30 protein-coding genes are annotated in these 26,660 nt (G+C 68.9%); 18 read left to right on the forward strand and 12 right to left on the reverse strand.

The annotated features are described in order from the left end of the window. Positions 1 to 3: 3 nt before the first annotated feature. Positions 4 to 891 (reverse strand): ABC transporter substrate-binding protein, encoded by an 888-nt coding sequence (locus ACFQ9K_RS25480; RefSeq protein WP_378716681.1) that lies wholly within the window; start codon positions 889 to 891, stop codon positions 4 to 6. A gap of 244 nt (positions 892 to 1,135) precedes the next feature. Between ACFQ9K_RS25480 and ACFQ9K_RS25485 the strand changes: the two genes are divergently transcribed. Together ACFQ9K_RS25485 and ACFQ9K_RS25490 are read left to right on the forward strand one after the other, a co-directional pair. Next, complete coding sequence (locus ACFQ9K_RS25485) at positions 1,136 to 2,035, forward strand: ABC transporter substrate-binding protein (protein ID WP_378716649.1); 900 nt, start codon at positions 1,136 to 1,138, stop codon at positions 2,033 to 2,035. Between the two features lie 41 nt (positions 2,036 to 2,076). Then, the gene (locus ACFQ9K_RS25490) at positions 2,077 to 2,298 is read left to right on the forward strand and encodes a hypothetical protein (protein WP_378716647.1); all 222 of its coding nucleotides are present in this window, start codon (positions 2,077 to 2,079) and stop codon (positions 2,296 to 2,298) included. Between the two features lie 9 nt (positions 2,299 to 2,307). Here the strand turns inward: ACFQ9K_RS25490 and ACFQ9K_RS25495 are convergent, their stop codons facing one another. The 4 genes from ACFQ9K_RS25495 to ACFQ9K_RS25510 all read right to left on the reverse strand — a co-directional run bounded on the left by ACFQ9K_RS25495 (position 2,308) and on the right by ACFQ9K_RS25510 (position 6,958). Next, a complete protein-coding gene (locus tag ACFQ9K_RS25495; RefSeq protein ID WP_378716646.1) occupies positions 2,308 to 3,504 on the reverse strand; it encodes an NADP-dependent malic enzyme in 1,197 nt (398 codons plus the stop codon). A gap of 473 nt (positions 3,505 to 3,977) precedes the next feature. Next, positions 3,978 to 5,744 (reverse strand): FAD-binding protein, encoded by a 1,767-nt coding sequence (locus ACFQ9K_RS25500; RefSeq protein WP_378716645.1) that lies wholly within the window; start codon positions 5,742 to 5,744, stop codon positions 3,978 to 3,980. A 96-nt stretch (positions 5,745 to 5,840) separates the two neighbouring features. Continuing rightward, positions 5,841 to 6,107, reverse strand: a complete 267-nt coding sequence (locus tag ACFQ9K_RS25505) for a hypothetical protein (protein WP_378716644.1) — start codon at positions 6,105 to 6,107, stop codon at positions 5,841 to 5,843. Further along, positions 6,104 to 6,958, reverse strand: a complete 855-nt coding sequence (locus tag ACFQ9K_RS25510; RefSeq protein WP_378716643.1) for a PHP domain-containing protein — start codon at positions 6,956 to 6,958, stop codon at positions 6,104 to 6,106. Before ACFQ9K_RS25510 ends, ACFQ9K_RS25505 begins: the two co-directional genes overlap by 4 nt. A 61-nt stretch (positions 6,959 to 7,019) precedes the next feature. On the opposite strand from ACFQ9K_RS25510, the gene ACFQ9K_RS25515 reads away from it, so the two are divergent. Further along, on the forward strand, positions 7,020 to 8,096 hold the full coding sequence (locus ACFQ9K_RS25515) for a magnesium and cobalt transport protein CorA (protein WP_378716641.1): 1,077 nt from the start codon (positions 7,020 to 7,022) through the stop codon (positions 8,094 to 8,096). A 6-nt stretch (positions 8,097 to 8,102) separates the two neighbouring features. On the opposite strand, the gene ACFQ9K_RS25520 is transcribed toward ACFQ9K_RS25515, so the two are convergent. From ACFQ9K_RS25520 to ACFQ9K_RS25530, 3 genes are read right to left on the reverse strand one after another with little or no spacing between them, the layout of a single operon-like run. Then, positions 8,103 to 8,684 (reverse strand): suppressor of fused domain protein, encoded by a 582-nt coding sequence (locus tag ACFQ9K_RS25520; RefSeq protein WP_378716640.1) that lies wholly within the window; start codon positions 8,682 to 8,684, stop codon positions 8,103 to 8,105. A 3-nt stretch (positions 8,685 to 8,687) separates the two neighbouring features. Continuing rightward, positions 8,688 to 9,179 carry a general stress protein gene (locus tag ACFQ9K_RS25525; protein ID WP_378716638.1) on the reverse strand — a complete coding sequence of 164 codons (492 nt, stop codon included), beginning with the start codon at positions 9,177 to 9,179 and terminating at the stop codon, positions 8,688 to 8,690. Positions 9,180 to 9,197: 18 nt separating this feature from the next. Beyond that, the gene (locus tag ACFQ9K_RS25530; protein WP_378716637.1) at positions 9,198 to 10,160 is read right to left on the reverse strand and encodes an HpcH/HpaI aldolase/citrate lyase family protein; all 963 of its coding nucleotides are present in this window, start codon (positions 10,158 to 10,160) and stop codon (positions 9,198 to 9,200) included. Between the two features lie 51 nt (positions 10,161 to 10,211). Between ACFQ9K_RS25530 and ACFQ9K_RS25535 the strand changes: the two genes are divergently transcribed. The 9 genes from ACFQ9K_RS25535 to ACFQ9K_RS25575 all read left to right on the forward strand — a co-directional run bounded on the left by ACFQ9K_RS25535 (position 10,212) and on the right by ACFQ9K_RS25575 (position 17,886). Continuing rightward, complete coding sequence (locus ACFQ9K_RS25535) at positions 10,212 to 11,498, forward strand: magnesium transporter MgtE N-terminal domain-containing protein (protein WP_378716635.1); 1,287 nt, start codon at positions 10,212 to 10,214, stop codon at positions 11,496 to 11,498. After that, positions 11,491 to 12,054, forward strand: a complete 564-nt coding sequence (locus ACFQ9K_RS25540) for a DUF1003 domain-containing protein (protein WP_378716633.1) — start codon at positions 11,491 to 11,493, stop codon at positions 12,052 to 12,054. The genes ACFQ9K_RS25535 and ACFQ9K_RS25540 overlap by 8 nt, the downstream gene beginning before the upstream one ends. A gap of 119 nt (positions 12,055 to 12,173) precedes the next feature. Beyond that, the gene (locus ACFQ9K_RS25545) at positions 12,174 to 13,619 is read left to right on the forward strand and encodes a lytic murein transglycosylase (protein WP_378716632.1); all 1,446 of its coding nucleotides are present in this window, start codon (positions 12,174 to 12,176) and stop codon (positions 13,617 to 13,619) included. 111 nt (positions 13,620 to 13,730) lie between these two features. Further along, entirely contained in the window at positions 13,731 to 14,594 is an 864-nt protein-coding gene (locus ACFQ9K_RS25550; protein ID WP_378716631.1) for a lytic transglycosylase domain-containing protein, read from the forward strand. A 19-nt stretch (positions 14,595 to 14,613) separates the two neighbouring features. Then, positions 14,614 to 15,750, forward strand: a complete 1,137-nt coding sequence (locus ACFQ9K_RS25555) for an Mrp/NBP35 family ATP-binding protein (RefSeq protein ID WP_378716630.1) — start codon at positions 14,614 to 14,616, stop codon at positions 15,748 to 15,750. A 72-nt stretch (positions 15,751 to 15,822) separates the two neighbouring features. Beyond that, positions 15,823 to 16,143, forward strand: a complete 321-nt coding sequence (locus ACFQ9K_RS25560) for a DivIVA domain-containing protein (RefSeq protein WP_378716629.1) — start codon at positions 15,823 to 15,825, stop codon at positions 16,141 to 16,143. Beyond that, positions 16,140 to 16,748: a DNA-3-methyladenine glycosylase I gene (locus ACFQ9K_RS25565; protein ID WP_378716628.1), complete on the forward strand. Its 609-nt coding sequence runs from the start codon at positions 16,140 to 16,142 to the stop codon at positions 16,746 to 16,748. Before ACFQ9K_RS25560 ends, ACFQ9K_RS25565 begins: the two co-directional genes overlap by 4 nt. A gap of 141 nt (positions 16,749 to 16,889) precedes the next feature. Beyond that, positions 16,890 to 17,057 carry a DUF3117 domain-containing protein gene (locus ACFQ9K_RS25570; RefSeq protein WP_011211259.1) on the forward strand — a complete coding sequence of 56 codons (168 nt, stop codon included), beginning with the start codon at positions 16,890 to 16,892 and terminating at the stop codon, positions 17,055 to 17,057. Further along, entirely contained in the window at positions 17,044 to 17,886 is an 843-nt protein-coding gene (locus ACFQ9K_RS25575; RefSeq protein WP_378716626.1) for a putative RNA methyltransferase, read from the forward strand. Before ACFQ9K_RS25570 ends, ACFQ9K_RS25575 begins: the two co-directional genes overlap by 14 nt. A 41-nt stretch (positions 17,887 to 17,927) precedes the next feature. Here ACFQ9K_RS25575 and glgA read toward each other — a convergent pair whose 3' ends face one another. Further along, positions 17,928 to 19,085 (reverse strand): glycogen synthase, encoded by a 1,158-nt coding sequence (gene glgA, locus ACFQ9K_RS25580; RefSeq protein WP_378716679.1) that lies wholly within the window; start codon positions 19,083 to 19,085, stop codon positions 17,928 to 17,930. A 138-nt stretch (positions 19,086 to 19,223) separates the two neighbouring features. Between glgA and glgC the strand changes: the two genes are divergently transcribed. The 3 genes from glgC to ACFQ9K_RS25595 are packed head-to-tail and all read left to right on the forward strand — an operon-like array spanning position 19,224 to position 22,155. Beyond that, positions 19,224 to 20,438 (forward strand): glucose-1-phosphate adenylyltransferase, encoded by a 1,215-nt coding sequence (gene glgC, locus ACFQ9K_RS25585; protein WP_378716625.1) that lies wholly within the window; start codon positions 19,224 to 19,226, stop codon positions 20,436 to 20,438. A gap of 45 nt (positions 20,439 to 20,483) precedes the next feature. Next, entirely contained in the window at positions 20,484 to 20,984 is a 501-nt protein-coding gene (locus tag ACFQ9K_RS25590; RefSeq protein ID WP_378716624.1) for a hypothetical protein, read from the forward strand. Between the two features lie 7 nt (positions 20,985 to 20,991). Next, on the forward strand, positions 20,992 to 22,155 hold the full coding sequence (locus tag ACFQ9K_RS25595; protein ID WP_378716622.1) for a DUF6545 domain-containing protein: 1,164 nt from the start codon (positions 20,992 to 20,994) through the stop codon (positions 22,153 to 22,155). Here the strand turns inward: ACFQ9K_RS25595 and ACFQ9K_RS25600 are convergent. From ACFQ9K_RS25600 to ACFQ9K_RS25610, 3 genes are all read right to left on the reverse strand, one after another. Further along, entirely contained in the window at positions 22,133 to 22,357 is a 225-nt protein-coding gene (locus tag ACFQ9K_RS25600) for a hypothetical protein (protein ID WP_375922607.1), read from the reverse strand. The two genes, ACFQ9K_RS25595 and ACFQ9K_RS25600, sit on opposite strands and share 23 nt — an antisense overlap. 293 nt (positions 22,358 to 22,650) lie before the next feature. Beyond that, positions 22,651 to 22,890, reverse strand: a complete 240-nt coding sequence (locus ACFQ9K_RS25605; RefSeq protein WP_378716621.1) for a hypothetical protein — start codon at positions 22,888 to 22,890, stop codon at positions 22,651 to 22,653. 62 nt (positions 22,891 to 22,952) lie between these two features. After that, positions 22,953 to 23,591, reverse strand: a complete 639-nt coding sequence (locus tag ACFQ9K_RS25610) for an O-methyltransferase (protein ID WP_150402856.1) — start codon at positions 23,589 to 23,591, stop codon at positions 22,953 to 22,955. 290 nt (positions 23,592 to 23,881) lie between these two features. Between ACFQ9K_RS25610 and sigE the strand changes: the two genes are divergently transcribed. The 3 genes from sigE (at position 23,882) to ACFQ9K_RS25625 (ending at position 26,561) form a co-directional block, all read left to right on the forward strand. After that, positions 23,882 to 24,544 carry an RNA polymerase sigma factor SigE gene (gene sigE, locus ACFQ9K_RS25615; RefSeq protein WP_378716620.1) on the forward strand — a complete coding sequence of 221 codons (663 nt, stop codon included), beginning with the start codon at positions 23,882 to 23,884 and terminating at the stop codon, positions 24,542 to 24,544. Between the two features lie 63 nt (positions 24,545 to 24,607). Next, positions 24,608 to 24,997 (forward strand): zf-HC2 domain-containing protein, encoded by a 390-nt coding sequence (locus ACFQ9K_RS25620; protein WP_378716619.1) that lies wholly within the window; start codon positions 24,608 to 24,610, stop codon positions 24,995 to 24,997. Between the two features lie 10 nt (positions 24,998 to 25,007). Continuing rightward, positions 25,008 to 26,561, forward strand: coding sequence for a trypsin-like peptidase domain-containing protein (locus tag ACFQ9K_RS25625; protein WP_378716618.1), 1,554 nt, complete (start codon positions 25,008 to 25,010; stop codon positions 26,559 to 26,561). Positions 26,562 to 26,660 lie beyond the last annotated feature (99 nt).

Here is a 26,660-nt window from a genome sequence, read left to right on the forward strand (position 1 = left end):
CCCCTAGCCGGTCGGTGTGTTCAGTCCCTGCGCGGCCACCCAGGCGACGGCCGCGGCCTTGGGCTCGGTCTTGCTGGAACCGGACACGGCCTCGTTCAGCTTGATCAGCTCCGCGGTGGTCAGCTTGGCCGAGGCGGCGTTCAGCACGGCCAGTGCCTTGTCCGTCTTCTTGGCCGCGTTGAGCAGCGGCACCACGTTCTGCGCCGGGAAGTTGTGCTTCGGATCCTCCAGCACCACAAGGTTGTTCTGCGTGATGGCGGGCGAGGTGGTGAAGATGTCGGCCGCGGTGACCTGGCCTTCGACCAGCGCGCGCACGGTGGCGGGGCCGCCGCCGTCGGCGATCGGCACGAAATTGTTCGCGGCGATGTCGAGGTTGTAGTTCTTCTTCAGGCCGGGCAGGCCGCCCGGGCGCTCCTGGAATTCGGCCGGCGCACCGAATTTCACCTCGGCGGCGTGTGCGGCCAGGTCGGCGATGGTGCGCAGGTTCCAGCGCTCGGCGGTGGCCTTGGTGACCACGACCGCGTCGGAATCCTCGCCGGGGGCCGGGGTGCCGATGGCGAGATCCGAGCCGAGCGCGGTGGCGAGCGCACTGTTCACATCGGCCGCGCTGGTGGCGGTCGCGTTCTTGTCCAGGTACTGGAGCAGGTTGCCGTTGTACTCGGGGATGACCGAGATCGCGCACTGCCGCACGGCCGGGACGTAGGCCTCCCGGCTACCGATGTTCAGCTTGGTGTCGACCTTGAATCCGTTGACGCGCAGCACTTCCGCGTACACTTCGGCTACCGTCTCGGATTCCGGGAAGTTCGCCGAACCGACGGTGAGCCCGTCGCCCGCACAGCTGCCCTTGCTGGCCAGTGGGTCGGAGTTGCCGCCACACGCGGACAGGATCATGGCGACGGCCAACGCCGCGGCCGCGACGATGAACCGGGTGGCGCGCAGCGTGAGCCGCAGCGCCGACCGGCCATGCCGCGCCGCATGGGGGGTGATCGAGGTTTTCACTGGAGTCCTTCCGGCCTGACGGGCAGTGCGAGGTCCCGGGGCAACACAGCCACCGGTACATTCTGGGTGTCCATACTGCCCGCTTCAGGGTGTTCGTGTTGGCTCTGTCGGTCTCTCGGAGAGTTGGTGTCGCCGGATGGTGTTGCCCGCGTCGCTGCGGATGCTGGCTCGAGTACTGGTCGTCGCGACCGCGACACTGGCCGTGTCCTGCGGTAACAGTGATCAGGGCGCGCGGATCACGGTGGGTGCCGGTGATTCGGTCGAGTCGAGTGTGCTCGCCGAAATATATGCGGGCGCGCTGGCTCGCGTCGGCGCGCGCACGTCGGTCGCACCCCATCTCGGTAGTCGCAGCGACTATCTCGCCGCCTTGGACGCGGGCCGGATCGATCTGATCGGTGAACACAACGGCGCGCTGCTGTCTTTCTTCGACCCCGCTGCCACCGATCGCGCGCCCGACCTCGGGCAGGTGCCGAGCGCACTGAGCAAGTCGCTGCCGGAGGGGCTGGTGGTCAGCGATGCCGCCGACGGCACCGACCTGCGACCGCGGGTCGTGCTGAGCGCCGAGGCCGCGACCCGCGACAACCTGCGCACCCTCGGCGATCTCACACCACGCTGCGCGACGCTCACGGTCGGTGTGGCACCCATCCCCGATCTGATCACCCTGCCGCCCGCGGCCGAGCAGGTGGCGGGCTGTCAGTTCGCCGCGACCGTGCCGTTCCCCGACGCGGGCGCGTTGCGAAAGGCCCTGCTGGAGGGTCAGGTTCACGCCGGTCTGCTGACCGGTCCGCCCGCCGTCGTCCCCGGCTCGACCGAGGGCCTGACGGTCCTGTCCGACACCGGCTACGCCGTGCGCACCGAGAACGTGCTCCCCCTGTTCCGCAAGGGCGTACTCGACGACCGCCAGATCAAGAAGCTCAATTACGTTGCGGGCGAACTCACCACCGACGACCTGGCCAAGCTGATCCGCGAGGTCCGCGACGCCGGCGCGAAGCCCGCCGACGTCGCGCGCACCTGGCTCGACGACCACTCGCTGTAAACACCGCACGTTCGGCGCCGGACCTGGCTAACGTCTGACCGGTGAGTATCAGGTTCATCGCCGGCTATGTGGCACTCGTAGCGCTATTGCTGTTCGCCTGGACGACCTACTCGGACAAGAATCCCCTGTTCGCGGCGGCGCTGATCTTCGCGCTGTGCGCGATGATCGCCATGAACATCTGGATCCATCTGTCCCTGCGCAAGCACACGCCCAAGCGAAAGGCGCCCGGCCCCGAGCGGGACAAGGCGCCTTCCAGCAGATGAACTGACTTACTAGGCAACGCCTTCGGCGCGCGCGGCGGCCGCGACGGCCTCGGCGACCGCCGGGGCGACCCGCGGGTCCAGCGGGCTCGGCACGATCTTCTCCGGGCCGAGTTCGTCGGCGACCACGCTGAGAATCGCGTCGGCGGCGGCGATCTTCATGCCCTCGGTGATGCGGCGGGCGCCGGCGTCGAGCGCGCCCTTGAACACGCCGGGGAAGGCGAGCACGTTGTTGATCTGGTTCGGGAAGTCGCTGCGGCCGGTGGCGACGATCGCGGCGTACTTGCGCGCGACCTCGGGGTGGATCTCCGGGTCCGGGTTGGACATGGCGAACACGATCGACTCCGGCGCCATCGAGGCGATGAGCTCCTCGGCGATCAGGCCGGCCGACAGACCGAGGAAGACATCGGCGCCGTTGAGCGCCTCGGCGGCGCCACCGGTCAGCCCGCGCGGGTTGGTGCGGGTGGCCAGCTCGGCCTTCACCTCGTTGAGGTCGCTGCGGTCACGGCCGATGATGCCCTTCGAGTCGAGCACAGTGACGTCCCGAACACCCGCGGCCAGCAGGATATTCGTGCACGCGACGCCGGCCGCGCCGGCACCGGACACGACGACCTTCATGCCGTCGATCGAGCGACCCTGCACCTTGGCGGCGCCGTTCAGGGCGGCGAGCACCACGATGGCGGTGCCGTGCTGGTCGTCGTGCATGACCGGGCAGTCGAGCGCCTCGATGAGTCGCTTCTCCACCTCGAAGCAGCGCGGCGCCGAGATGTCCTCCAGGTTGACCGCGCCGAAGCTCGGGCGCAGCCGGACGATCGTCTCGACGATCTCGTCGACGTCCTTGGTGTCCAACACGATCGGGATCGAGTTGAGCCCGGCGAACTTCTTGAACAGCGCGGCCTTGCCCTCCATCACGGGCAGCGAGGCGCGCGGACCGATGTCGCCGAGGCCGAGCACGGCGGTGCCGTCGCTGACCACGACGACGAGGCGGTCGGTCCAGGTGTAGCGCTTGCAGAGCTCGACTTCTTGCGCGATCGCCCGGCTGACCTGAGCGACGCCCGGGGTGTAGGCGATCGACAGGTCGCGCTGGGTCTCCAGCGGCGAGCTGAGTTCTACCGAGAGCTTGCCTCCGAGATGCCCCGCGAAAATTTCGTCGTGGGTGATTTCGGAAAGACTTGCAGTGGCATTCGGTGCGTCAGTCACAGGTGACACGATTTCACTCCTGCTCGGGCCGGACAAACCGGGGGACGGTTACCGCCGGGTATATAGGTATTAGTGTCTATGGTCGCTCCGCAGGCTCCGCTCCTGCGGTTTTCATTACGCTCATCGAGTGCGCTGACCGGTACGTTTCGCTGTTACGGCGGGTCACGAAAAAACCTGTAGCCGATTTCGCTGACGTGGCGCGGCACTGATCCGCGGAGCGGGAGCCGGACGGGTGGGTCCGGACAGAACATGCGGCGTGATCCTCGGGTCGCGACGGTGCGTCGCGAGGCGGAGATCTCCGTAACTCCAGTACCCGGCGGTGGCTTAGGTAAAGGAATCCGACACATTCTGCCAGCACGGTCCGCGACTTGCCAAACCGGTCGGGTTCCCGCCGTGTCGCGCGCCGGTCTCCAGCCTAGAGCGGCGGAATTACCCGGCGGTAAGGGAAAACTCGCGCCGGGCCGCGGCCGGGCGGTGAGTTGTCACATCGCGATCGGGTCGGCCGGTGTGAGGTGCTGGGCGGTGCCGTCCTCGTCCTCGGGCAGGATCGCCGGGGCATCCGGGACCGCCGCGGACCGCGCGCTCAGCACGCCCGGCTCGCGCAGGTGCGAAACGGCGGGGCCACGCGCGTCGAGCACCAGGGTCTGGCGCCGGCCGCGCGGGAACGGCTCACGGACCGGTGCCACGGAGTTCTCCGTCGCGCCGACCACGCCCGCGTCCAATGCCGCGATTTCCCGCGCGTCCGGGCGCACCCAGACGTTGTCCAGGCCCCCTGACATCAGCCGCACCCGCCAGTCCGCCTCGGGCCCGGGATGATCGGTGCGCCGATGCATGCCGCGGCTCTCGGTGCGGGCCAGCGCGCTGTACTTGGTCCACCGCGCGACCGCCAGCAGGGCGGCGGCCTGCCTGGCCCGCAGGCGGTCCGATCCGGTACCGCCGAGGTCGAATTCGGCGCCGGGCCACATCGCGTCGAGCTCGCCGATGCTGTCGACCAGGCTGCCCGCGCTGCGCCAGTAGCTGCGCCGCAGCGGCAGCGTGTGTTCCTGCACGAGGCCGACCACGGCGCGCGGATCGATCCGCGCCACCGCGTTGAGCCCGGCGCCGGCCACCTCGCGGGTGGGGCAGCGCCGGTCGGCGGTGCGCGCGTGCTCGGCCGCACCCGCGCCCGCCCACACACCGGAGGCGATGGCCCACGCGCCGCCCTGGCCGCCGAAACCGCTGACCGCGCCGGTGATCGGTTCCCTGGTGGTCACGTCGCCCGCGCCGAAGAGCCCGCGGACCGTGGTCGCGCAATCCGGGCCGGCCAGGCGCAGGCCGCCGGTGCCGCGCACGGTGCCCTCCAGCACGGCGCGCAGCGGCACCCGCCCGGTGCGGTCGACCAGTCCCTGCTCGATCAGCCACCGGCGCATCGTGGCGGGCATGTCGTCGAGCGCGGCGAACACCCGGCGGCCGTCGGCGATCGCGGCGAAGGCGGCCGCGCGGTGGCCCTCCAGGACCGTGCCGGACTCGTCGTAAAAGGTGGCGAAATGCAATCCGAGGCCCGACGCGGAATGCAGCGGCAGGGCCGGGCGCGGCACCGTCACGGCCGGCGTCAGGCCGTACGCGCTGGAGAATTCCATGCCCGACAGCTGCGCCCCGGCCTCCGCGGCGAACAGCAGTCCGTCGCCGGTGTCCACGTCGGTGCCCGCGCCGCCGGACAGGAACGCGCAGCCACCGGTGGCCACCACCACCGCGCCGGCCCGAACGGTCCACGCCCGGTACTGATTGTGCTGCTGCACGCCGGTCGCCCCCGCTACCTTGCCGTCGCGATCGATGAGCAGTTGCAACGCGGGATGATGGTCGAGAATGCGCACGCCCGCGTTCAGCACGCTGCGACGCATCCGGCGCAGGTAACTCGCGCCGTCGAGGTACACCCGCAGCGAGGAGCCGGGGCCCGCGCCGGGAAACCGATAGCCCCAGCGGGCCAGCTGTTCGACGCGCAGGTGGGTCTCCTCCAGCACCCGGTGCATCCAGGCCGGGTCGCCGAGTCCGCCGCCGTTGGCGTAGCCGCGGTGCACTGCCTCGTCCCTGGCCGGGCCGGGTGGGATGTTCCACAACGAGGTGGTGCCGTGTGCGGTGGGGCCGCTGGTGCCGCATCTGGCCTTGTCGGCGAGCACGACCCGGGCGCCGGTGGCGGCGGCGGATACGGCAGCCCAGGTTCCGGCGGGCCCGCCGCCCAAAACCAGTACGTCCGTCTCGAGTTCCGCCACAAAGAGAAATGTTCGGCCACAATTCACGGAACCGCAACCATTAACAGAATATTTAGCGCTCTCGTATTCGATCTGTTGCCGGCGGAGCGCTGCCGATCAGCTCCACCACTGGGTCCAGAGCAATAAACCGGCGGCAATAAAAACAACCGCAGATCCAGAAAATGCGGCTAAACCCCGACGCTTGTCCGAATAAACCTGTGCCCCAACGGCAATCACCGCGGCCACCACGTGCCACGCCACCGATTCGGCGCCCGGTCCGGGGAACTCCCGCCTGGCCGCGACGACCGCGGTGCCGATGACGACGAGCGCCAGCGCCAGCGTGCCCGCGGCGACGACGCCGCTGAAGCCGCGCAGCAACTTCACGAGCCGATCACCGGCACGCCGGTCGCCTTGCCGGTCAGCACCTCGAATTGCGCGGGGTCGGTGGTGAACTGGCCGAGTTGGATGGTCTTGTTCGAGCCGTGGTAGTCCGACGAGCCGGTGGTGATCAGGCCGAGCTCGGCGGCCAGCTCGGCGAGCACGGCGCGATCGGTCGCCGAGTGGTCCGGATGGTCGAGCTCGAGCCCGCCCAGGCCGAGCGCGGCCAGCTCCCGGATGTCGTCCAGCGCGAGCAGCCGGCCGCGCTTGCGGGCTCGCGCGTGCGCGACCACGCTGACCCCGCCCGCGGTGGCGATCATCTCGACCGCACGACGCAGCGGCGTGTCGGCCTTCTCCGCGTAGTACGGCCCGTGCGGCGCGAGCAATTCCTCGAACGCGGCATCGACACTCGGCACCACGCCGGCCGCGACGAGCGCCCTGGCCAGGTGCGGACGCCCCGCGGACGGACCGGCCGAGGCCAGCACCGCGTCGGGATCGATCGGCAGGCCGTCGGCCACCATCCGATCGGCCATGGCGCGCACCCGCTGGATCCGTTCGGCGCGCAGCCGCTCGCGTTCCTCGGCGAAGCTGCGGTCGGTCGGGTCGAACAGATAGGCCAGCAGGTGCACCGGCACCGGCCAGCCGTCCTCGCCCATGCCGATGCAGGACATCTCCATGCCCCGGACCAGCGTCAACCCCTTCGGCAGCGCGTCGACCGCCTCGGTCCAGCCGGACGTGGTGTCGTGATCGGTGATCGCGACGACGTCCAGGCCTGCCGCGGCCGCGTTCCGGACCAGTTCGGCCGGACTGTCGGTGCCGTCGGACGCGGTGGAGTGGGTATGCAAGTCGATGCGCACGCCCTCAGTCTTACAGTGTCGGCGCGGCGAACCGCACGCGCAGGCGACGTAGCATCACCGTGTGCCATCCATACCGCCGCTGCCGTCGTTCCGTGGTTCCGGCCGCGGACCGCGACAGCTGCCGCGGATTCCGATCCCGACCGCGCGGGCGATCGTCGACTGCGGCGTGTACGTCGAAGGTCGGCGGCTCCCTGGCAGATTCACGCATCGGGACGCGCTCGCGGAGGTGCGCAACCGGGGCGCCGGCTTCGTCTGGGTCGGCCTGCACGACCCGGACGAGACCCAGATGGCCGATATCGCCGAGACGTTCGGGCTGCACGCGCTCGCGGCCGAGGACGCGGTCAAGGCGCATCAGCGCCCGAAGCTGGAACGCTATGACGACACCTTGATTCTGGTGATGCGCACGGTCGCCTACGTCGAGCACGAGATGCACAGCATCAGCGAGATCGTGGAGACCGGCGAGATCATGGTGTTCACCGCGCCGGACTTCGTGGTGTCCGTGCGGCACGGCGAGCATTCCGAATTGGCCTCGCTGCGTAAGGAACTGGAGGCCGACCCGGCGCAGCTGATGCTCGGCACCGGCGCGGTGCTGCACGCGATCGCCGACCACGTGGTGGATTCGTATATCGAAGTGACGCAGTCGATCGAGCTCGACATCGACGCGATGGAGGAAGAGGTGTTCACCCCGCGCAGCCGGGTCACCATCGAGTCGATCTATCAGCTCAAGCGCGAGGTGGTGGAGCTGCGGCGCGCGGTGAACCCGCTCGCGGTGCCGCTACAGGTGCTCGGGCACAAGCCGGATGTCCCGCTGCCCAAGGAGATTCGGCGCTACATGCGCGACGTGGCCGACCATCACGCCGGGGTCGCCGAGCGGGTCACCGACTTCGACGAGGCGCTGAGCGCGCTGATCAGCGCCGCGCTGGCCAAGGTCGGCGTGCAGCAGAACACCGACATGCGCAAGATCTCGGCGTGGGTCGCGATCGCCGCCGTGCCGACCATGATCGCGGGCATCTACGGCATGAACTTCACCCACATGCCGGGACTGGAAGCGAGCTGGGGTTTCTGGCTGGTGATCGTGATCACCCTGGCCATCTGCGTCGGCCTGTACGCGAACTTCCACCGCAACGATTGGTTGTAGCCCGAATTACAGGCTGGCCGCGCCTCGTTCGGGGTCACGCACGTCGATTCCCGCCTCGGCCCAGGCATCTCGCAACGCCTGTGCCCCGCGCACCCGCACCCAGGCCGCCTCGGTGGCGGTCACCGGCGTCACCGCGAAGTAGCGCACCGGATCGGCCGGGGCGGGCAACACGACCTCGGGAATCCCGCTCGCGCCCAACAGCACCGCGGTGAACGGCGCGCCGTGCCACATCTGCTCGCCCAGGTCCATCAGCGCATCGGCTTGCAGCACAACGCCTTCCACCGCGGGCGCGGCGGCGAGCACACCGAGCGACTTGGCCAGCCCCGAGCTCGCGCCCGCCGAGCCGCGCAGGGTGAGCACCAGTTCCGCGCGCGGACCCTGCACCGGATCGGCAAGCAGCGCGGTGGGATCGCCCATCGGATGCCGGGAACCGCCCACCGTCGCGTAGTGCACCAGGTCGCCGTCGACGATCCGCAGGATCTCGATCGGCTCCACCCCGAGGAACGTCACCGACGCCGAATCGACACCGGTCGCAGGCACACCGAAATGGTCGAGCACACCGGTGCGGACCGTCGACAACACCTCCATGCGTCAGATGGCCAGCCGGGCGAGCATGTCCCGCGCCTGTTCCGCGGACTTCGGGTCGCACAGCACGTCGTAACGCCCGGCCACCAACTGCATGGTGGAGGCGAAGTCGCGCTGTCCCTTGGTCGCCGCGTACGGGATCGAGGTGGAGATGACGCCGAAGATGACGCCGCCGACCAGGCCGACCAGCAGCGGGCCGAGCGCGCCGCTGGTGGTGAACAGGCTCAGCAGCAGACCGAGGAACAGGCCCAGCCAGGCGCCGCTCACCACGCCGCCGCCGATGACCTTGCCCCAGGTGAGCCGGTAGAGGACCCGTTCGACCTGCATGAGGTCGACGCCGACGATGGTCACGTCCTGTACCGGGAACTCCCCGTCGGCCAGGTAGTCGACGGCCTTCTGCGCCTCGGCATAGGTGGGATAGGAGCCGACCGGCCAGCCGGACGGCGGCGTCGGCAGGGCCTGCCGTGCGCGATTCGAGTTCCCTAAGGGATTCGTCATGTCTCTATTCTGCTATTTCTACCGGTTTTCCGGGGGCGTGAAACGCGTGGTGCGCGTCATTGCCGCCGCCCGGCCCTTTTCCGCGATCACCTGAGCCATTTTCGCACTCGCCTCATCGATCATTTCGTCACCGAGCATCACCGCGCCGCGGGCACCGCCCTCGGCCGAGGTGTGGAAGGCGTACGCGTCCAGGATCAGCTCGGCCCGGTCGTAGTCGGACTGCCGCGGGCTGAAGATCTCGTTGGCCGCCTCGATCTGGCCGGGGTGCAGCACCCACTTGCCGTCGAAACCGAGCGCGGCGGTGCGTCCCGCGGCCCGCCGGAAGCCGTCGACATCCCGGATCTGCAAGTACGGGCCGTCGATCGCCTGCAGGCCGTGCGCGCGGGCGGTGAGCAGGATGGTCATCAGGATGTGGTGGTAGGCGTCGCCGGTGTCATAACCCTCCGGCTGTTCGCCGACCACCAGGGTGCGCATGTTGATGCTGGCCATGAAGTCGGCCGGGCCGAACACCAGCGCCTGCACCCGCGGGCTCGCGGTGGCGATCTCGTCGATGTTGCGCAGCCCCAACGCGTTCTCGATCTGCGGCTCGATGCCGATGCGGCCGACCTCGAGTCCGGTCGCCTTCTCCAACTGGGTGAGCAGCAGATCCAGCGCGCGCACCTGCCCCGCGTCGGTCACCTTCGGCAGCAGGACGGCGTCCAGCGCGGTGCCCGCGCCCTCGACGATGGTGATCACGTCGGTGTAGGTCCACTGGGTGGTCCAGTCGTTCACCCGGACCACGCGCAACTGGGATCCCCAGTCGGAGTCGTTGAGTGCCGCCACGATATTCGCCCGCGCCTCCGCCTTGGCCTGCGGCGCGACCGCGTCCTCCAGATCGAGGAACACCTCGTCGACGGGTAGGCCCTTGGCCTTTTCGATCATCTTCTTGCTGCTGCCCGGACAGGCGAGCACCGAACGACGCGGCTTCAAGATCACTCCCATCGATCGTGGCGTGGTGCTTACACCCGGCCGCGAACCTCTAGCCTGGCAAGCATGGCAGCTACCAGGGTGTACGTCGCCAGGCTGGCCGGCCTGGTGGTGCTAGGACCGGACGGCGAGTCTATCGGCCGGGTCCGCGACGTTGTGGTGGCCATCCGGTATGACCGCCAGCAGCCCCGTATCCACGGCCTCGTCGTCGAATTGCCCACCAGGCGGCGGATTTTCGTGCCGATCCTGCGGGTCACCGCGATCGAACCCGGCGTTGTGACATTGAACACCGGGACGGTGAGTCTGCGCCGGTTCAACCAGCGGCCCGGCGAGATGCTGGCGCTGGCGCAGATCGTGGATTCCTCGGTGCGCGTGGAGGATCCGGATCTGCCCGACCTGGCGGGCGTGGACGTCATCGTGGTCGATCTCGGCATGGAGCAAACCAGGACCAGGGATTGGCGGGTGGCCAAGGTGGCCGTGCGCGGGCACCGCAGGATCGGGCGCAGGCGCACCGTGCACGTGGTGGATTGGCTTCATGTCTCGGGACTGACGCCGAACGAGATCGACCGTCCCGGACAGGAGGTCACCCAGCTGCTCGAGCAGTTCGAGGGATTGCGCGCCGCCGACGTCGCGCACCTCCTGCGTGAGCTGCCGGAGAAACGCCGCATCGAAGTGGCCGTCGCGCTCGACGACGAGCGACTGGCCGACGTGGTGCAGGAACTGCCCGACGAAGGACAGGTCGAGCTGCTCAGTCATCTCGAGGTGCGCCGCGCCGCCGACGTGCTCGAGGCGATGGACCCCGACGACGCCGCCGACCTGCTCGGCGAGCTGCCGGTCAACGAGGCCGAATCGCTGCTCGCCCTGATGGACCCGGAGGAGTCCGAACCGGTTCGCCGGCTGCTCGAGCATTCCCCGTACAGCGCGGGCGGCCTGATGACGCCGAAGCCGGTGATCCTCACCCCGGCTACCACGGTCGCCGAGGCGCTGGCCCGGGTGCGCAATCCCGATCTGACACCGGCGCTGGCCTCCATGGTGTTCGTCGTCCGGCCGCCGACCGCCACCCCCACCGGCCGGTATCTCGGGTCGGTGCATATCCAGCGGCTGCTGCGCGAGCCGCCGGCGCATCTGGTCGGCGGCATTCTCGACGCGGGTCTGGCGCCGTTGCGTCCCGACGTCCCGCTGGGCGCGGTGACCCGCTATTTCGCGACCTACAACCTGGTCTGCGGACCGGTCGTCGACGACGAGAACCATCTGCTGGGTGCGGTCACCGTGGACGACGTGCTCGACCATTTGCTGCCCGATGACTGGCGCGATCAGGAAGAGCTGCACGAAGGGATTGCCGGACATGACTGACAAGGTCGGCGGGGCGCGGCAGCGGCTGGAAACGCCGGTCGAGTCCCGCTTCCGCATCGATTGGGACGCCGATGCCCTCGCGCGCAGCAGCGAACGCGTCGCCCGGTTCCTCGGTACCGGCCGCTACCTGGCCATTCAGACGATCGTCGTGGTCGTCTGGATCGCGTTGAACGTGTTCGTCATCGCCTTGCGCTGGGACCCATATCCGTTCATCCTGTTGAATCTGGCGTTCTCCACCCAGGCGGCCTACGCCGCGCCGTTGATCCTGCTCGCGCAGAACCGGCAGGACAACCGCGACCGGGTCTCGCTGGAGGAGGACCGGATGCGGGCCGCCCAGACCAAGGCGGACACCGAGTTCCTCGCCCGCGAACTCGCAGCGCTGCGAATCGCGGTCGGCGAAGTCGCGACGCGCGACTATTTGCGCAGGGAATTGGAGGAGATGAAGGAGATACTCGATCGGATCGAGGGTGCAGGCCCGGCCAAACCGCGACGCAAGAAGAGTTCCGGCCAAAAGCAGTCCCCAGCCCCGGTTTCACCGGCTGTTGCTGACGATTGACCGGAAATACCGAACAACTACCTGACTGGTGGGTAACCTGGACAGCGTTGTCCCGAGCGGCGCTGGGAGGGGATGTCCCAGAAAGCCGCTCACACGACGTAGAGGATTGGTGTGGCTGAATGCGTATATCTGCTCCGATAACCGTCTCGGCCCTGGTCGTAGCCGGTCTGGTCGCCTCCGGCTCAGCCTCCGATCCCACCACTCCCGCCGGCGCGCCCACCGCACCTGAGGCGTTGCTGGCCGCAGCCACGAATCCCGCCGGTTCGGCGGACAGCTCGGCCAAGTCGAGCGAGACCGGACTGTCTAAGACAGTTGGTTTACTACCGGTGACCCAGGAATCGCCCCGCAAACTCCGGGCAATGACCCCGTCCGACGGCGCTCCGCCGTTTGCCGGTCGGGTGCCGCTCCAGGAGATCTCGTTGCCGCTGATCGGCGGCGCGCTCGGCATCCCGGAGGTCGTGCTCGCCGCGTATCGCAACGCCGAACTCGCGCTGGAGTCCTCCACGCCCGGCTGCGGGTTGTCCTGGAGCCTGCTGGCCGGCATCGGCCGCATCGAGTCCGGGCACGCGGGCGGCGGGCGCACCGACGCCGCGGGCACCACGGTCTCCCCCATCTACGGCCCCGCGCTGGACGGCACGCTGCCCGGCAACGAGGTGATCAAGGCGGCCAGCGGCGGTTACGTGCGCGCGGTCGGGCCGATGCAGTTCCTGCCCAGCACCTGGGACCACTACGCGGCCGACGGAAACGGCGACGGCGTCGCCGATCCGAACAATGTCTTCGACGCCGCGCTCGCCGCGGGCAAGTACCTCTGCTCGGGCGGGCTGAACCTGCGCGATCAGGCGCAGGAACTGCAGGCCGTGCTGCGCTACAACAACTCCACGGCGTACGCGGCCAACGTGCTGAGCTGGGCCGCGGCCTACCGCACCGGCGGCGCGCCGACCCAGGTGACCATCTCGCCCGAGCTGATCCCGCCGGGCAGCGGCACCGGCGCGCCCGCGCAGCTGCCGGACATGACGGCGGTGACCTACACCAACAACACGCCGACCACGACGGCCCCCGCGGCGCCGCAGACCACCACCACGACGCCGACGCCGACCGAGGTGATGATCACCATCCCCGGCCTGCCGCCGATCCCGTGCGGCATCTTCTGCCCGCCGCCGCCGAAGCCGCTCAATCCCTGTGCGCCCGCGGTCATTCCGGCCCCCATGCCGCAGCCCGGCGAGCCCGCGGAACCCGCCGTGGTGCCCGGCGCGCCCGCCCAGACCTTCGGCGCGGGCGTGGCGCCGAAGGATCCCGCGGCCGGCGCGAAGGATCCCGCGCAGCCGGACCAGCCGACCGTCGCACCGGTCTGCACGCCGCCGGACGCCGCCCAGCAGCAGGCGCAGCCGCCGCAGCCGCCCGCGCCCGGCCAGCAGGCCGTACAGACGCCGGAAGCGACCCCGGAGGCCCCGCCGACGGTCACGGCCGAGCCGACCCCGTCCGCGGAGGCCGCGCCGACCCAGCAGCCGGGCATCACGTTGCCGTTCGGCATCGTGATTCCGCTGCCGCCCGCCCCCCAGGGCTGACGCCACACTCGAAGTAGGTCACGAAGCAGTAACAAAAAGGTCTCGGGTGCGGTAGTCTCCTCTTCGTCAGATCACGAAGGGCTCATCGAGCCGTTGGAGGGTCACCGCACAGTGGGGCGTCACCGAAAGCAACCAGCTGTCACCGTTAAACGCAGCTCGGTTATCGCATTGACCGGATTGGTTCCCGCTGGACTGATGGCATGTACTGCCGCGTCCAACGTGGGACACGGGACCACCGCGAACGCGGTGGAACAGCATCTGCCCGCCGACGATCAGGGCGAACTGGGCGCCAAGCCCGCGGCCCTGATGACCGATCCGGGCGCGACGACGGAGTTCGTCGCCAACAAGATGGCCAAGCCGAGCGGACCGCCGGTGGTGAAAAGCGTTGCGCTGGCCGACAATCGGCAGCTCGCCGCGCTGCCCGCCGGGCCGATGGGCGTGCCGGGCATCGCGGTCGCGGCGTACGAGAACGCCGAGCGCGTGCTCGCCGAGGAAAACCCCACCTGCCACATGCCGTGGTCGATGCTCGCCGGAATCGGCCGCGTCGAATCCACCCACGCGTACGGCAAGGCCGACGCCGACGGCAACCCGATCAACGCGGTCTACGGCCCGGTCCTGGACGGAAGCCTCTACGGCAACAACATCGTTCGCGATACCGACGGCGGCGAGCTGGACGGCCTGGCCGGATACGACCGGGCGATCGGCCCGATGCAGTTCCTGCCGCAGACCTGGAAGCGCTACGCCGCAGACGGCAACGGCGACGGCATCGCCGATCCGCAGAACCTGTACGACGCGGCGCTGACCGCCGGAAAGTACCTGTGCGACGGCGGTTTGAACATGCGCGACCTGGCTCAGCAGTCCAAGGCGATCCTGCGCTACAACAACTCGATGGCCTACGTCGCGAACGTCATGGCCTGGGAGACCTCCTACAGCAGCGGCGTCGCACCACGGGCCGGGGACCTGCCCAGAATTTGACACGCCTAAAATTCCTGCCATGCCAGTAGTTACGGAATCGGATGTGCGGGGCGCGCTCGCGAAGGTCGACGATCCGGAGATCCGCAAGCCGATCACCGAACTGGGCATGGTGAAGAGCATTGCGATCGCCCCGGACAGCAACGTCCACATCGAGATCTACCTGACCACCGCGGGTTGCCCGCTGCGCACCGAGATCATTCAGCGGGTCACCAAGGCGGTCGCGGACGTGTCCGGCGTCGGCGCGGTCACCGTCGATCTCGACGTGATGAACGACGAGCAGCGCACCAACCTGCGCAAGCAGCTGCGCGGCGACTCGGCCGACCCGGTCATCCCGTTCGCCCAGCCCGGCTCGCTGACCCGGGTGTACGCCGTCGCGTCCGGCAAGGGCGGCGTCGGGAAGTCCAGCGTCACGGTCAATCTCGCCGCCGCCCTGGCCGCGCGCGGACTCTCGGTCGGCATCCTGGACGCCGACATCTACGGCCACTCGATCCCGCGCATGCTCGGCACCGACGCCCGGCCGACCCAGGTCGAGAAGATGATCATGCCGCCGCAGGCGCACGGCGTGAAGATGATCTCCATCGCGCAGTTCACCCAGGGCAATACCCCGGTGGTGTGGCGCGGCCCGATGCTGCACCGGGCGCTGCAACAGTTCCTCGCCGACGTGTTCTGGGGCGACCTGGACGTGCTGCTGCTCGACCTGCCGCCCGGCACCGGCGACATCGCCATCTCGATCGCCCAGCTGATCCCCGGCGCGGAGATCCTGGTCGTCACCACCCCGCAGATCGCCGCCGCCGAGGTGGCCGAGCGCGCGGGCGCCATCGCGTTGCAGACCCGGCAGCGGATCGCCGGCGTCGTGGAGAACATGTCCTGGCTCGACCTGCCCGACGGCAGCCGAATGGAGCTCTACGGTTCCGGCGGCGGACAGGTGGTCGCCGATCGCCTCACCCGCGCGGTCGGCGCCGACGTGCCGCTGCTCGGGCAGGTGCCGATCGAACAGGCCGTGCGCGAGGCGGGCGACGACGGCACGCCGATCGTGCTGAGCGCCCCGGACTCCGCCGCGGGCAAGGCGCTGCTCGACATCGCCGACAAGCTGGCCGTCCGCCGGCGCGGACTGGCCGGCATGTCGTTGAACATCGACACCACGCGCCACGGGTAACCGACCTCGACGACCGATTTCCGCGCGGACGTTGTTCGCTCGGTGTCGGTGGGTGGCAATAAGCTCGGGGACATGCTCACGTTGCTGCTGTACGTGCTGATCGTCGGTCTGGTCGCCGCGGTGCTGTTCCTGCTCGCCAGCGCGGTATTCGGCCGGGCCGAGGAGCTGGGCCCGCTGCCGGAGGGGACCACGGCGACCGTGCTGCCCGCCGAGGGGATCTCCGGCGCCGATGTCCGGGCGCTGCGGTTCCAGCAGGTGGTGCGCGGTTACAAGGCGTCCGAGGTGGACTGGACGCTGGCCCGCCTCGCCGCCAGGATCGACGAGCTACAGCATCAGCTGTCCGAGGCGCAGGCCGCGCGCTGGCAGACCTCCGTCGCGCCGGAATCGAAGTGAGCCCGGCCGCGCTGGCCGTCGCCGAGGACGACGGCCGGATTCGCTGCCCCTGGCCGCTGGAGACCCAGTTGTACCGGGACTACCACGACTTCGAGTGGGGAAAACCGGTGCACGGCGACGACGCGCTCTTCGAACGGCTGTGCCTGGAGGCGTTTCAGTCGGGCCTGTCCTGGATCACCATCCTGCGCAAGCGGCCCGCCTTCCGGGCCGCGTTTGCCGGATTCTCGATCGAACGGGTGGCCGAGTTCGGCGACGCCGACGTGGCGCGGCTGCTCGCCGACCAGGGCATCGTGCGGAACCGGCTGAAAATCGATGCCGCCATCGGCAACGCCCGGGTTGCCCGCGATCTCGATATCAGCCTGGACGAGCTGCTCTGGTCGTTCGCGCCGGCCCCGCGGCCGCGCCCGGAAACCGGTGCCGACGTACCCGCCAGCACACCCGAATCCGTAGCTCTGGCAAAAGAATTGAAGCGGCGTGGGTTCCGTTTCGTCGGACCGACCACGGCCTACGCCATGATGCAGGCGACCGGGATGGTAGACGATCACCTGGCCGATTGCTGGGTCGGTAGTGACGTGTCCGACACAGTCCGACCGGTCACTTTTTGAACTCAGGTATCCGTCCACATCCGCGATAGGGAAGAATGGGACAGGTGTAGCTCGCCAAATGCCGGCGAGCTCGCTGGTTGGTGACAACTGGAGTTCCAAGAAAGTGCGCAGCATATCGCGCAGATCTGGAGGGAGCAGAGGATGGCGGCCATGAAGCCCCGTACCGGGGACGGTCCCCTCGAGGCAACCAAGGAAGGGCGTGGAATCGTCATGCGGGTTCCACTCGAGGGTGGCGGGCGTTTGGTCGTCGAACTCACGCCGGACGAGGCCGCGGCGCTCGGCGACGAACTGAAGAGTGTCACCAGCTGATACCTCGGCGCTGGCCGCTGTGGCCGGTCTGCTGGCTTGCCCGGAATGCGCGCTCGCACTCGAGCCGCATGATCGGGTACTGCGCTGTGGACACGGGCACAGTTTCGACATCGCCAAGCAGGGCTATGTCAGCCTGCTGACCGGCGCGTCGACCAAAATGACCGGTGACACCGCGACCATGCTGGACGCGCGTGCCACCTTTCAAGGTGAAGGACATTTCGCACCGATCGCCACCGCGGTGGCTGCGGCGGTCGGGCCGGACGAGCATGCGTCCGGCACCGTGCTGGAGGTGGGCGCGGGCACCGGCTATTACCTGGCCGGTGCGCTCGACGCCGCGCCTTCGACCTCGGGCATCGCCCTGGACGTGGCCAAACCGGCCGCCAGGCGCTGTGCCCGCGCTCATTCACGGGCGGCCTCGGTCCTGGCCGACGCCTGGCGTGGGCTGCCCGTTCGCGACGGCACCCTGCGCGCCGTGCTGTCGGTGTTCGCGCCGCGCAACCCGGGCGAGGTCGCGCGCGTGCTCGCCGACGACGGCCGATTCGTCGTCGCCACCCCCACCGAACATCACCTGCGCGAGTTGATCGGCCCGTTGGGCATGGTCACCGTCGACCCGAACAAGAATCGCCGCCTCGACGCGGCCATGTCCGGCCACTTCACCGCGGTCGATCAGGTACTGGTCGAGTATCCGATGAAACTCACCCGCCCCGACGTGGCCAATGTCGTCGGCATGGGCCCCACCGCCCACCACACCTCCGCCGACACCACCGCCCTACCCGCCACCATTCAGGTCACCGCCTCGGTGCTGGTCACCACCTACCGCCCGACCTGACCGACCCGAACACCGGACCTGCCGGAGCTCGCTCGGCCGGGTCAGGACTTGCGGACCTGCCGGTAGACGTCGACGGTCTGCTCGGCGATCTTGGACCAATCGAATTCGGCGATCGCTCGCGCGCGGCCCGCCGCACCGAACTCGGCGGCCAGCGCGGGATCGCCGGCGACCTCGTTGATCGCCACCGCCAGTGCGCGCTCGTATTCCTCGGTCGCGGCCGGGTCGTAGTGCACCAGCCGGCCGGTGCCGCCGTCGACGACCACCTCGGGGATGCCCCCGACATCCGAGGCGACCACCGCGGTCGCACACGCCATCGCCTCGAGATTCACGATGCCGAGCGGCTCGTACACCGATGGGCAGACGAATACCGTCGCGGCGGCCAGGATCTGCCGGATCTGCTCGGTCGGCAGCATCTCCCGCACCCAGAACACATTGCCCCGGCTGCGTTGCAGCTCCTCCACCGCGGCGGCCGTCTCGGCTTCCAGTTCCTTGGTGTCCGGCGCGCCCGCGCACAGCACCAATTGGATATCCGGATCGAAATCGCGGGCCGCGGCGAGCAGATGCCCGACCCCCTTCTGCCGGGTGATCCGCCCGACGAACGCCACCATGGGCCGGTCCGTGCGCACCCCGAGCACGGCCAGCACCGGCCGCGCGCCCGCCGCCACCGGTCCGGGATACCAGACGCCCGCGTCGATGCCGTTGTGCACGACGTGCACCCGGTCCGGGTCGACCGCGGGATAGGCGTCGAGCACGTCGTGGCGCATGCCCTCGCTCACCGCGATGATCGCGTCCGCGTGCTCGACCGCGTTGCGTTCCGACCACGAGGACAGCCGATACCCGCCGCCGAGCTGTTCGGCCTTCCACGGCCGGCGCGGCTCCAGCGAATGCGCGGTGAGTACGTGCGGGATGCCGTAGAGCGTGGCGGCGAGGTGCCCGGCCAGGCCGGTGTACCAGGTATGGGAATGCACGACGTCCACCTGCCCGGCGGCGTCGGCCATGCGCAGCTGCGCGGACATCATCTGCAACGCGGCGTTGGCGGCGTAGAGCTGCGGATCGGGTTGGTGCACTACGGCATCGGTGCGTGCGACACCCATGCAGTGCACGGTGACCTCACACAGTCGGCGCAGCTGGGCGGTCAATTGCGTCACATGTACCCCGGCCCCGCCGTATACCTCGGGTGGGTACTCGCGGGTCAGCATCGCGACCCGAAGCCGGTCCTGCGCGCCGGAATCCGCCGTCGAGCGCCCGGTGTCCGTGCCGAAACTCACCAGGTTCAAAGTAGACGTTCACCTCCGCTGGGGCCACTCGCGCGCCGGTTACCCGGTAGTTTGGCAGGTGTGAGGAGCCAGCCGCACGTACTCGGGATCGTGCTCGCCGGTGGCGAGGGCAAGCGACTCTTTCCACTCACGGCGGACCGTGCCAAACCAGCGGTGCCATTCGGCGGCGCGTACCGACTGATCGATTTCGTGCTCAGCAACCTGGTCAACGCGGGTTTCCTGCGCTTGTGCGTGCTCACGCAGTACAAGTCGCACTCGCTGGACCGGCATATCTCGCAGACCTGGCGGCTGTCCGGTTTCGGGGGCGAATACATCACCCCGGTGCCCGCGCAGCAGCGTCTCGGTCCGCGCTGGTACACCGGCAGCGCCGACGCGATCATGCAGTCGCTGAACCTGATCTATGACGAGGACCCCGACTACATCGTGGTTTTCGGCGCCGATCACGTGTACCGGATGGACCCGGAGCAGATGGTCAACCATCACATCGAGTCCGGCGCGGGCGTCACCGTCGCGGGGATCCGGGTGCCGCGCAGCGAGGCCAGTGCGTTCGGTTGCATCGACTCCGACGAGTCCGGCCTGATCACTCAGTTCCTGGAGAAGCCCGCGCATCCGCCCGGCACGCCCGATGATCCCAATGTCACTTTTGCGTCAATGGGCAACTACGTCTTCACCACCAAGGTGCTGGTGGATTCGATCAAGGCGGATGCGGACAACTCCGACTCCGATCACGACATGGGCGGCGACATCATCCCGTCGCTGGTGTCCGCCGGCCAGGCCGGCGTCTACGACTTCGCCGACAACGAGGTGCCCGGCGCGACCGAACGCGACCGCGGCTACTGGCGCGACGTCGGCACCATCGACGCCTTCTACGACGCGCACATGGATCTGGTGTCGGTGCACCCGGTGTTCAACCTCTACAACCGGCACTGGCCGATCCGCGGCGCGGCGGAGAACCTGCCGCCCGCCAAGTTCGCCCAGGGCGGGCTGGCGCAGGAGTGCATCGTCGGCGCGGGCAGCATCCTGTCCGCCGCCACGGTCCGCAATTCGGTGCTCAGCTCGAACGTGGTGATCGACGACGGCGCGACGGTCGAGGGCAGCGTGCTGATGCCCGGCGTGCGGATCGGCCGGGGCGCGGTGGTGCGCCGGGCGATCCTGGACAAGAACGTGGTGGTCGGCGAGGGCGAGATCATCGGGGTCGACCTGGAGCGCGATCGCGAGCGGTTCGCGGTCAGCAATGGCGGTGTGGTCACCGTCGGCAAGGGCGTCTGGGTGTAGCGAAACATTGGACAGCACGAGCATGCGGGCCGCAAGATTGGTCCTATGATCAGGCGCGCACAGTCCGATCCCGCGCTGAAACAGGTTCGCGCACTTGTCGCGTCACTCGATATTCCACGGCCGTGGCGCCTGGCGACATTCGTCGATCATGTGGCGACGCGCCTCGGCAAGCCGATCGAACTGCTGCCCCAGCCCGAGCTGACGGCGAAGGGCTTTCCCTGCGGGGTGGTCATCGAACGCCCGGACAGCTTCGCCGTCGCCTACGACGCGGCGAGCTCCGGCTATCACACCGACCACATCGTGCTGCACGAACTCGCGCACCTGCTGCTCGATCACGCGGGCTACGTCTCCCCGTCCGCGCACCTGCGCATGGTGCGCCAGTTGTTCACCGAGCTGGACACCGAGATCGTGCTGCGCGTGCTGGCCCGCACCGACTACGACGACATCCTGGAGAGCCAGGCGGAACTGTTCGCCTCGCTGGTGATGTCCGAAACCGACGCGCCCCGTTCGGGTTCCGTGCTCGGTCGCGCGATCTTCCACCGGTAGCGGGCCGATGCTGCCGAGCGCCGTCACGCTGCCGATCACGCTGGCCGCCTGGTTCCTGCTGATCGTGCGCCTGCTCCGGTTCCGCACGTCGCTGGTGGAACGCCGCTTCAATATGCTGCTGGCGCTGCTGACCGTCATTCTCACCACGCACGAACCGACGCTGCGCCATCAGCTCAGCACCCACACCGGCGGCCGCCTGAGCGAAGGATTGATCTACCAGTTCGGCGCGCTCGGGTTCCTGTTCACCACCGCGGCGAGCCTGTTGCTCGCGGGCGCGATGCTCGGCCGCACGCCCTCGGCCTGCGTCGTCTACGCGCTCGCCGGCGGGTCCTGTGCGATAGCGCTGCTCTGTAGCGGACCGGCTCAGGGACCGAGCCCGCAGACGATGTACGAGCAGCCCGGGTGGGGGCAGTTCGGCTTCTGGCTGGCGCTGGCGCCGATGTCCTACTGGATGGTCTTCTATTTCGGCGGCGTCTGCCTGGCCGAGCTGCGCAAGCAGCACGAGCGCGACGAACGCACGCTGCACGCCATGGTGCTCGGCGTCAGTGGCACGGTCTTCCTGATGTTCAGCCTGACCCTGGTCAGCACCTGGCTGCGGTCGTTCGGTCACGAAAGCCCGCTGACCAGGGCACAGGTCGTCATCGACAACAACGCCGTGTTCCTCCAGGCGCTGCCGTTCGTCGGCATCGGCGCGGTGCCGGTGCTGGCCCGGCTCATCGACGCGACCGAGCTCGACGCCTGGTCGCGTCGCCGAAAGCGACTGCTGCCGTTGTGGTTCGATCTCACCGCGGCCTGTCCGGAAATCGTGCATCGCACCGCGACCCCGGTGGGCCCGCACCGCAACCGATACATCCTGCACCGCACCGTCATCGAGATCCGGGACAGTGTGCTCATCCTGGCCAGGCACGCCACACCCACCCCGGCGGACCTGAGCGCGGAGATCGCCGTCGCGGGCCCGCAGCGGGAAGCACTGGACCTGGCGGTGCGCCTGGTGCTCGCCTGCGCCGCCAAGACCCGCGGCGACGCGCCGACCGGCACCGGCTCGTTGCAGCACTGCGCCGGTGACAATCTGGCCCAGGAGGCGGCCGAGCTGGCCGCCATCGCCGCCCAGTGGCCGCGGGCGCGCGCCCTGGTGGACGCCGCGGCGATCAGAGCCGCGGCGCGGGCGTAGCCGGGCAGAACGGTGCGCAGGGGCCGGGGGTGCGCGGCACCGTGGATTTCGCCGGTTGCCCGAAGTCGGCCGTGCTGACCAGATAGACCACCAGCACGGCGGCGACCAGAACCAGGGCGAACGCGACCATCGCCCCGCCCCAGTGAATCTGCGGGCGGCCGTCGTCATCGTTGTTGCTGTTGTTCAGGATGTAGTAGAGCACTCGGCTCGCACCTCTTCCGCATGCCCGTCGCCGGGCATCACCGCTCTGGTATCGGATGTGCTCTGAGCAGCATGCGCCTCGAATCGCCGCGATGTAGCTGTTTGATCCACCCGGCGGAACAGCGCTGGCGACCGGCCCACCCCTCCCGGGTCGGTCACCAGCGATCCGGCCGGCCTTCGTGCGCGTCCGTCATCGGCCTCCCCGCCGCGGACGCGACCTCTCGAAGGCGAACCGGCCATCGTACATCCGTTGCGGGACTTCGTATTCCGTGACGCGTCCCACACCGGGGCGAGCTACCGGCCCGGCACCGGCGGGGCGGGCGAGGCGGTACAGAACGGTTCGCACGATCCGTGCGTCGGCGTGACTTTCGCTGGGCCGGTACCGAAATCGGCGTTACTCACCACCAGCATCGCGATCACCGCGGCGAGAATGATCACCGCGAAGAAGATCAGCGCGGGCCGCAGCCAACTCGATCGAGTTTCGAAGACGGTGTGGCCGATGTGGCCGATTTCGAACAGTTCGTGCCCACGCATTGCGGTACCTCCGCCAGCGGAATACCCAGCGCGAACCCGGAAAACCGCGATGTCGGTACGGGTTAACCGCGCGAAGCGCAGAGCAATCCGTCGCCGACCGGAATCAGCACGCTGGTGAGTTCCGGATCCTCGGCGATCGCGCGGGTGGCCGCCCGCACCGCCTGGGTGGCCGGATCCCGTTGTGCCGCATCGGGTACCCGCCCGCCGAGCAGCGCGTTGTGCAGCAGGATCGCGCCACCGGCCCGCAGCAGTCGCACCGCCTGGGTGACGTACTGCGGGTGCTCGAGCGGCGCGGCATCGATGAACACCAGGTCGTAGGCGCCGTCGGCGAGGCGGGGTAACACGTCGAGCGCGCGGCCGTTGATCAGCCGGGTGCGCGCGGGCGGAATCTCGGCGGCGCGGAACGCCTCCTTGGCCGCGCGCTGGTGCTCCGGCTCGGAATCGATGGTGGTCAGCGTGCCGTCCTCGCGCATGCCGTCGAGCAGCCACAACCCGCTGATCCCCGCGCCGGTCCCCACCTCGACCACGGCCTTGGCGTCCAGCAGCTGCGCGTACATGCTCAGCAGCGCCCCCACCGACGGTGGCACCGGCACCGCACCGAGTTCGGTGGACCGTTCGCGCGCGCTGACGAGGATCTCGTCTTCCACGACGGATTCCTCCACGTAGGCGAGATTTCGCTCCAAATTCGATGCCACGCCTATGAGGTTAATGCTGGGTGCCTGGTATGGGCGTTCCGAACTACTCGCCCCGCCGAGCAATCTCCGCGCAGTTTTCTCAGGTGTCCCTCAGCATCTCCATATCCAGGCCATATCCGGACAGGAAAGAGTATGGGCAACGCAAGACCAACAGACCGGCTCGACACGGGACGCGGGAACAACGACGGACATCTTGTCGGTTGTATCCGAACGTAACGGTTTCCGGCCCGAAAGAGATTTCGGATCGGAGCCTGGTTCCGAGTTTACGGTCCTTAGTAGGAGGTAGCCCCATCCACATGGTCGATGCGGCGCGTGAGCACGCCACCCTGCCAGAGCAGATTCTGCCGATCGAATCCGACGCCGCCGAGGAGGCCGTCGATCTGACCGGTACCGCTGCTTTCGATGCCACCGGTGACCGGGCGGCCATGCCGTCCTGGGACGACCTGGTCCGCGAACACGCCGACCGTGTCTACCGTCTTGCCTACCGACTTTCCGGCGACGCCCAAGACGCCGAGGATCTCACCCAGGACACCTTCATCCGGGTGTTCCGCTCGCTGTCCAGCTACCAGCCGGGAACCTTCGAGGGCTGGTTGCACCGCATCACCACGAACCTGTTCCTGGACATGGTCCGGCGCCGCAACCGGATCCGGATGGAGGCGCTGCCCGAGGACTACGACCGGGTCCCGTCCGAGGGTCCCGACCCGGAGCAGGCCTATCACGATGCCCGCCTCGACCCGGATCTGCAGCGCGCGCTCGATTCGCTCGCGCCGGAATTCCGCGCCGCGGTGGTGCTGTGTGACATCGAAGGACTCTCCTACGAGGAAATCGGCGCTACGCTCGGCGTGAAACTCGGCACCGTGCGCAGCCGGATTCATCGCGGGCGACAGGCACTGCGCGACCACCTTGCGCATAATGGAAGTGAGCAGCGGTTCGCCGCTGATGCAGCAAGTATCGGGTGAGCTGGACGAAAGCCGGCATCACCCCACGGTTCGGATGATGTCGGTTGGAAGGGTGAGCACCGAATGAGTGGCGACTCCAGCACGCCCGGTCGTCGTCCGCCTCGTTTTCGTCCCACCGAGCATCTGGCCAGCGAGGCGATCGCGGCCTATGTGGACGGCGAGTTGCGGATGAATGCCTATCTGCGTGCCGCCCAGCATCTTTCTCAGTGCCCGGAATGCGCGGCCGAGGTCGACGCACAGCAGCAGGCGCGTATCGCGCTGCGCCAGTCGGGCCCCATCTCGATTCCGCACGACCTGCACGACAGCCTGACCCGAATTCCGCTCGCCGATCTTCCCGGCGCCGCGTCGAGTCAAACCTCGGGCAGCACCGGGACTCCGCGCAACGAGGCAGTTTTCGGCTTTCTCACCGATTCGTTCGCCGCGACTCGGTGGACAACGTGGTGGCGCAAGTAGAGTTTGCCGGGTGACGACGGAATCGACGAATACCGGATCGGCCGAGACCCCGGATCGCGTCCAGGGCAGGTCCACGGATTCGGCGGGCGACAGGGGAAACCTGAGGCCGCCGGATGCGCCCGTATTGGGTCCCCGACCGGTGTATCGACCCCATGTCGACAACCACACCGCGCACGCTTTCCGCAGGCCGGCGGGCCAGCGCGGGTCGTTCGCCGAGCCGCTGCCGCGCGGCGCGCAGCCGGTCTCGGGACCGGACGTGCAGAACCGGCCGCCGGATGCCGTGCTCGCCGAGGCTTTCGGCCGTCCCGAGGGCTCCACCGAACTGCTGCAACGCGATCCCGACGCGGCCGACGGCGCCGCTCCGGTCGCGGGTCCGGTCGATCCGTGGCGTGATCCGGATTCCGCCGCCCGCCTCGGCGCCCCCGCGGTGCCGACGCCGAAAGCCCAGCCGCTGCCGCAGGCGCAACGCCTCAGCGCGCGCGAGGTCCTCTTCGGCGCCAAGGTCGCGCCCAAGTCCCTTGCCTTGCTCGCGTTGGTCGCCCTCGCCGTCGGCGTGCTCGGCGGGCTGGTCGGCAGGCTGACGGCCGAACAGGCATCCACCCTCACCTCGCGCAGCGCGACGCTCGAGCAGAGCTCCGACACCACACAGCCGCACAGCCAGATCGCCAAGGTCGCCAACGCCGTGCTGCCCGCCGTCGTGTCCATCCGGGTCACCGTCGGCGACAACGGCGCGACCGGTTCCGGCGTGGTGATCGACGGCCTCGGCTACATCGCGACGAACAATCACGTGGTCTCGATGGCCGCTCAGGACAAGACGAACCGGGCCGTCATCCAGGTCCAGTTCTCCGACGGCACCCGGGTGCCCGCGCACATCGTCGGCCGCGACCCCAAGTCCGACCTGGCCGTGCTCAAGGTCGATGTGAAGAACCTCACCGTGGCCAGGCTGGGCAAGTCCGACGACGTCCAGGTCGGCGACGAGGTGCTGGCCATCGGCTCCCCGCTCGGCCTGAGCAAGACGGTCACCTCCGGCATCGTCAGCGCACAGCACCGCCCGGTGAAACTCCAGGGCGAGGGCAGCGACACCAACGCGGTGATCGACGCGGTGCAGACCGACGCCTCGATCAACCCAGGCAACTCCGGTGGCGCGCTGGTGGACATGGAAGGCCGGGTCATCGGCATCAACACCGCGATCCGCAGCGAGACCGGCGGCTCGGTCGGCCTCGGCTTCGCCATCCCCGTCGACCGGGTGACCCAGGTCGCGCAGATCCTGATCAAGGACGGCCAGGTGCACCACGCGACACTCGGGGTGTCCAGTCGCAACAAGACGGTCAGCAACGAGGTTTTCGCCGGTGCCCAGGTGGCGGATGTGGTGACCGGCGGGCCGGCCGACCGGGCCGGGATCGTGGAGAACGACGTGATCGTCAAGGTCGGCGACCGCGAGGTCACCAGCGCCGAGGAGCTGACGGTCGCCGAGCAGTTGAACGAGATCGGCAAGACCGTCACCGTGCAACTGATCCGGGACGGCCGCCTCGTCGACGTCTCGGCGACGCTCGGCTCCGATTGATCGCGCGGGCGGTCGTCGATAAGGCGACTGCCTGCGGTTCGTTCGATATCCGGGACGACAGAACCGCCGGCTCCCCGCCCTCGGCTCCCCAGACCACTC

Source organism: Nocardia sp. NPDC056564 (assembly GCF_042793755.1).
GTDB lineage: Bacteria > Actinomycetota > Actinomycetes > Mycobacteriales > Mycobacteriaceae > Nocardia.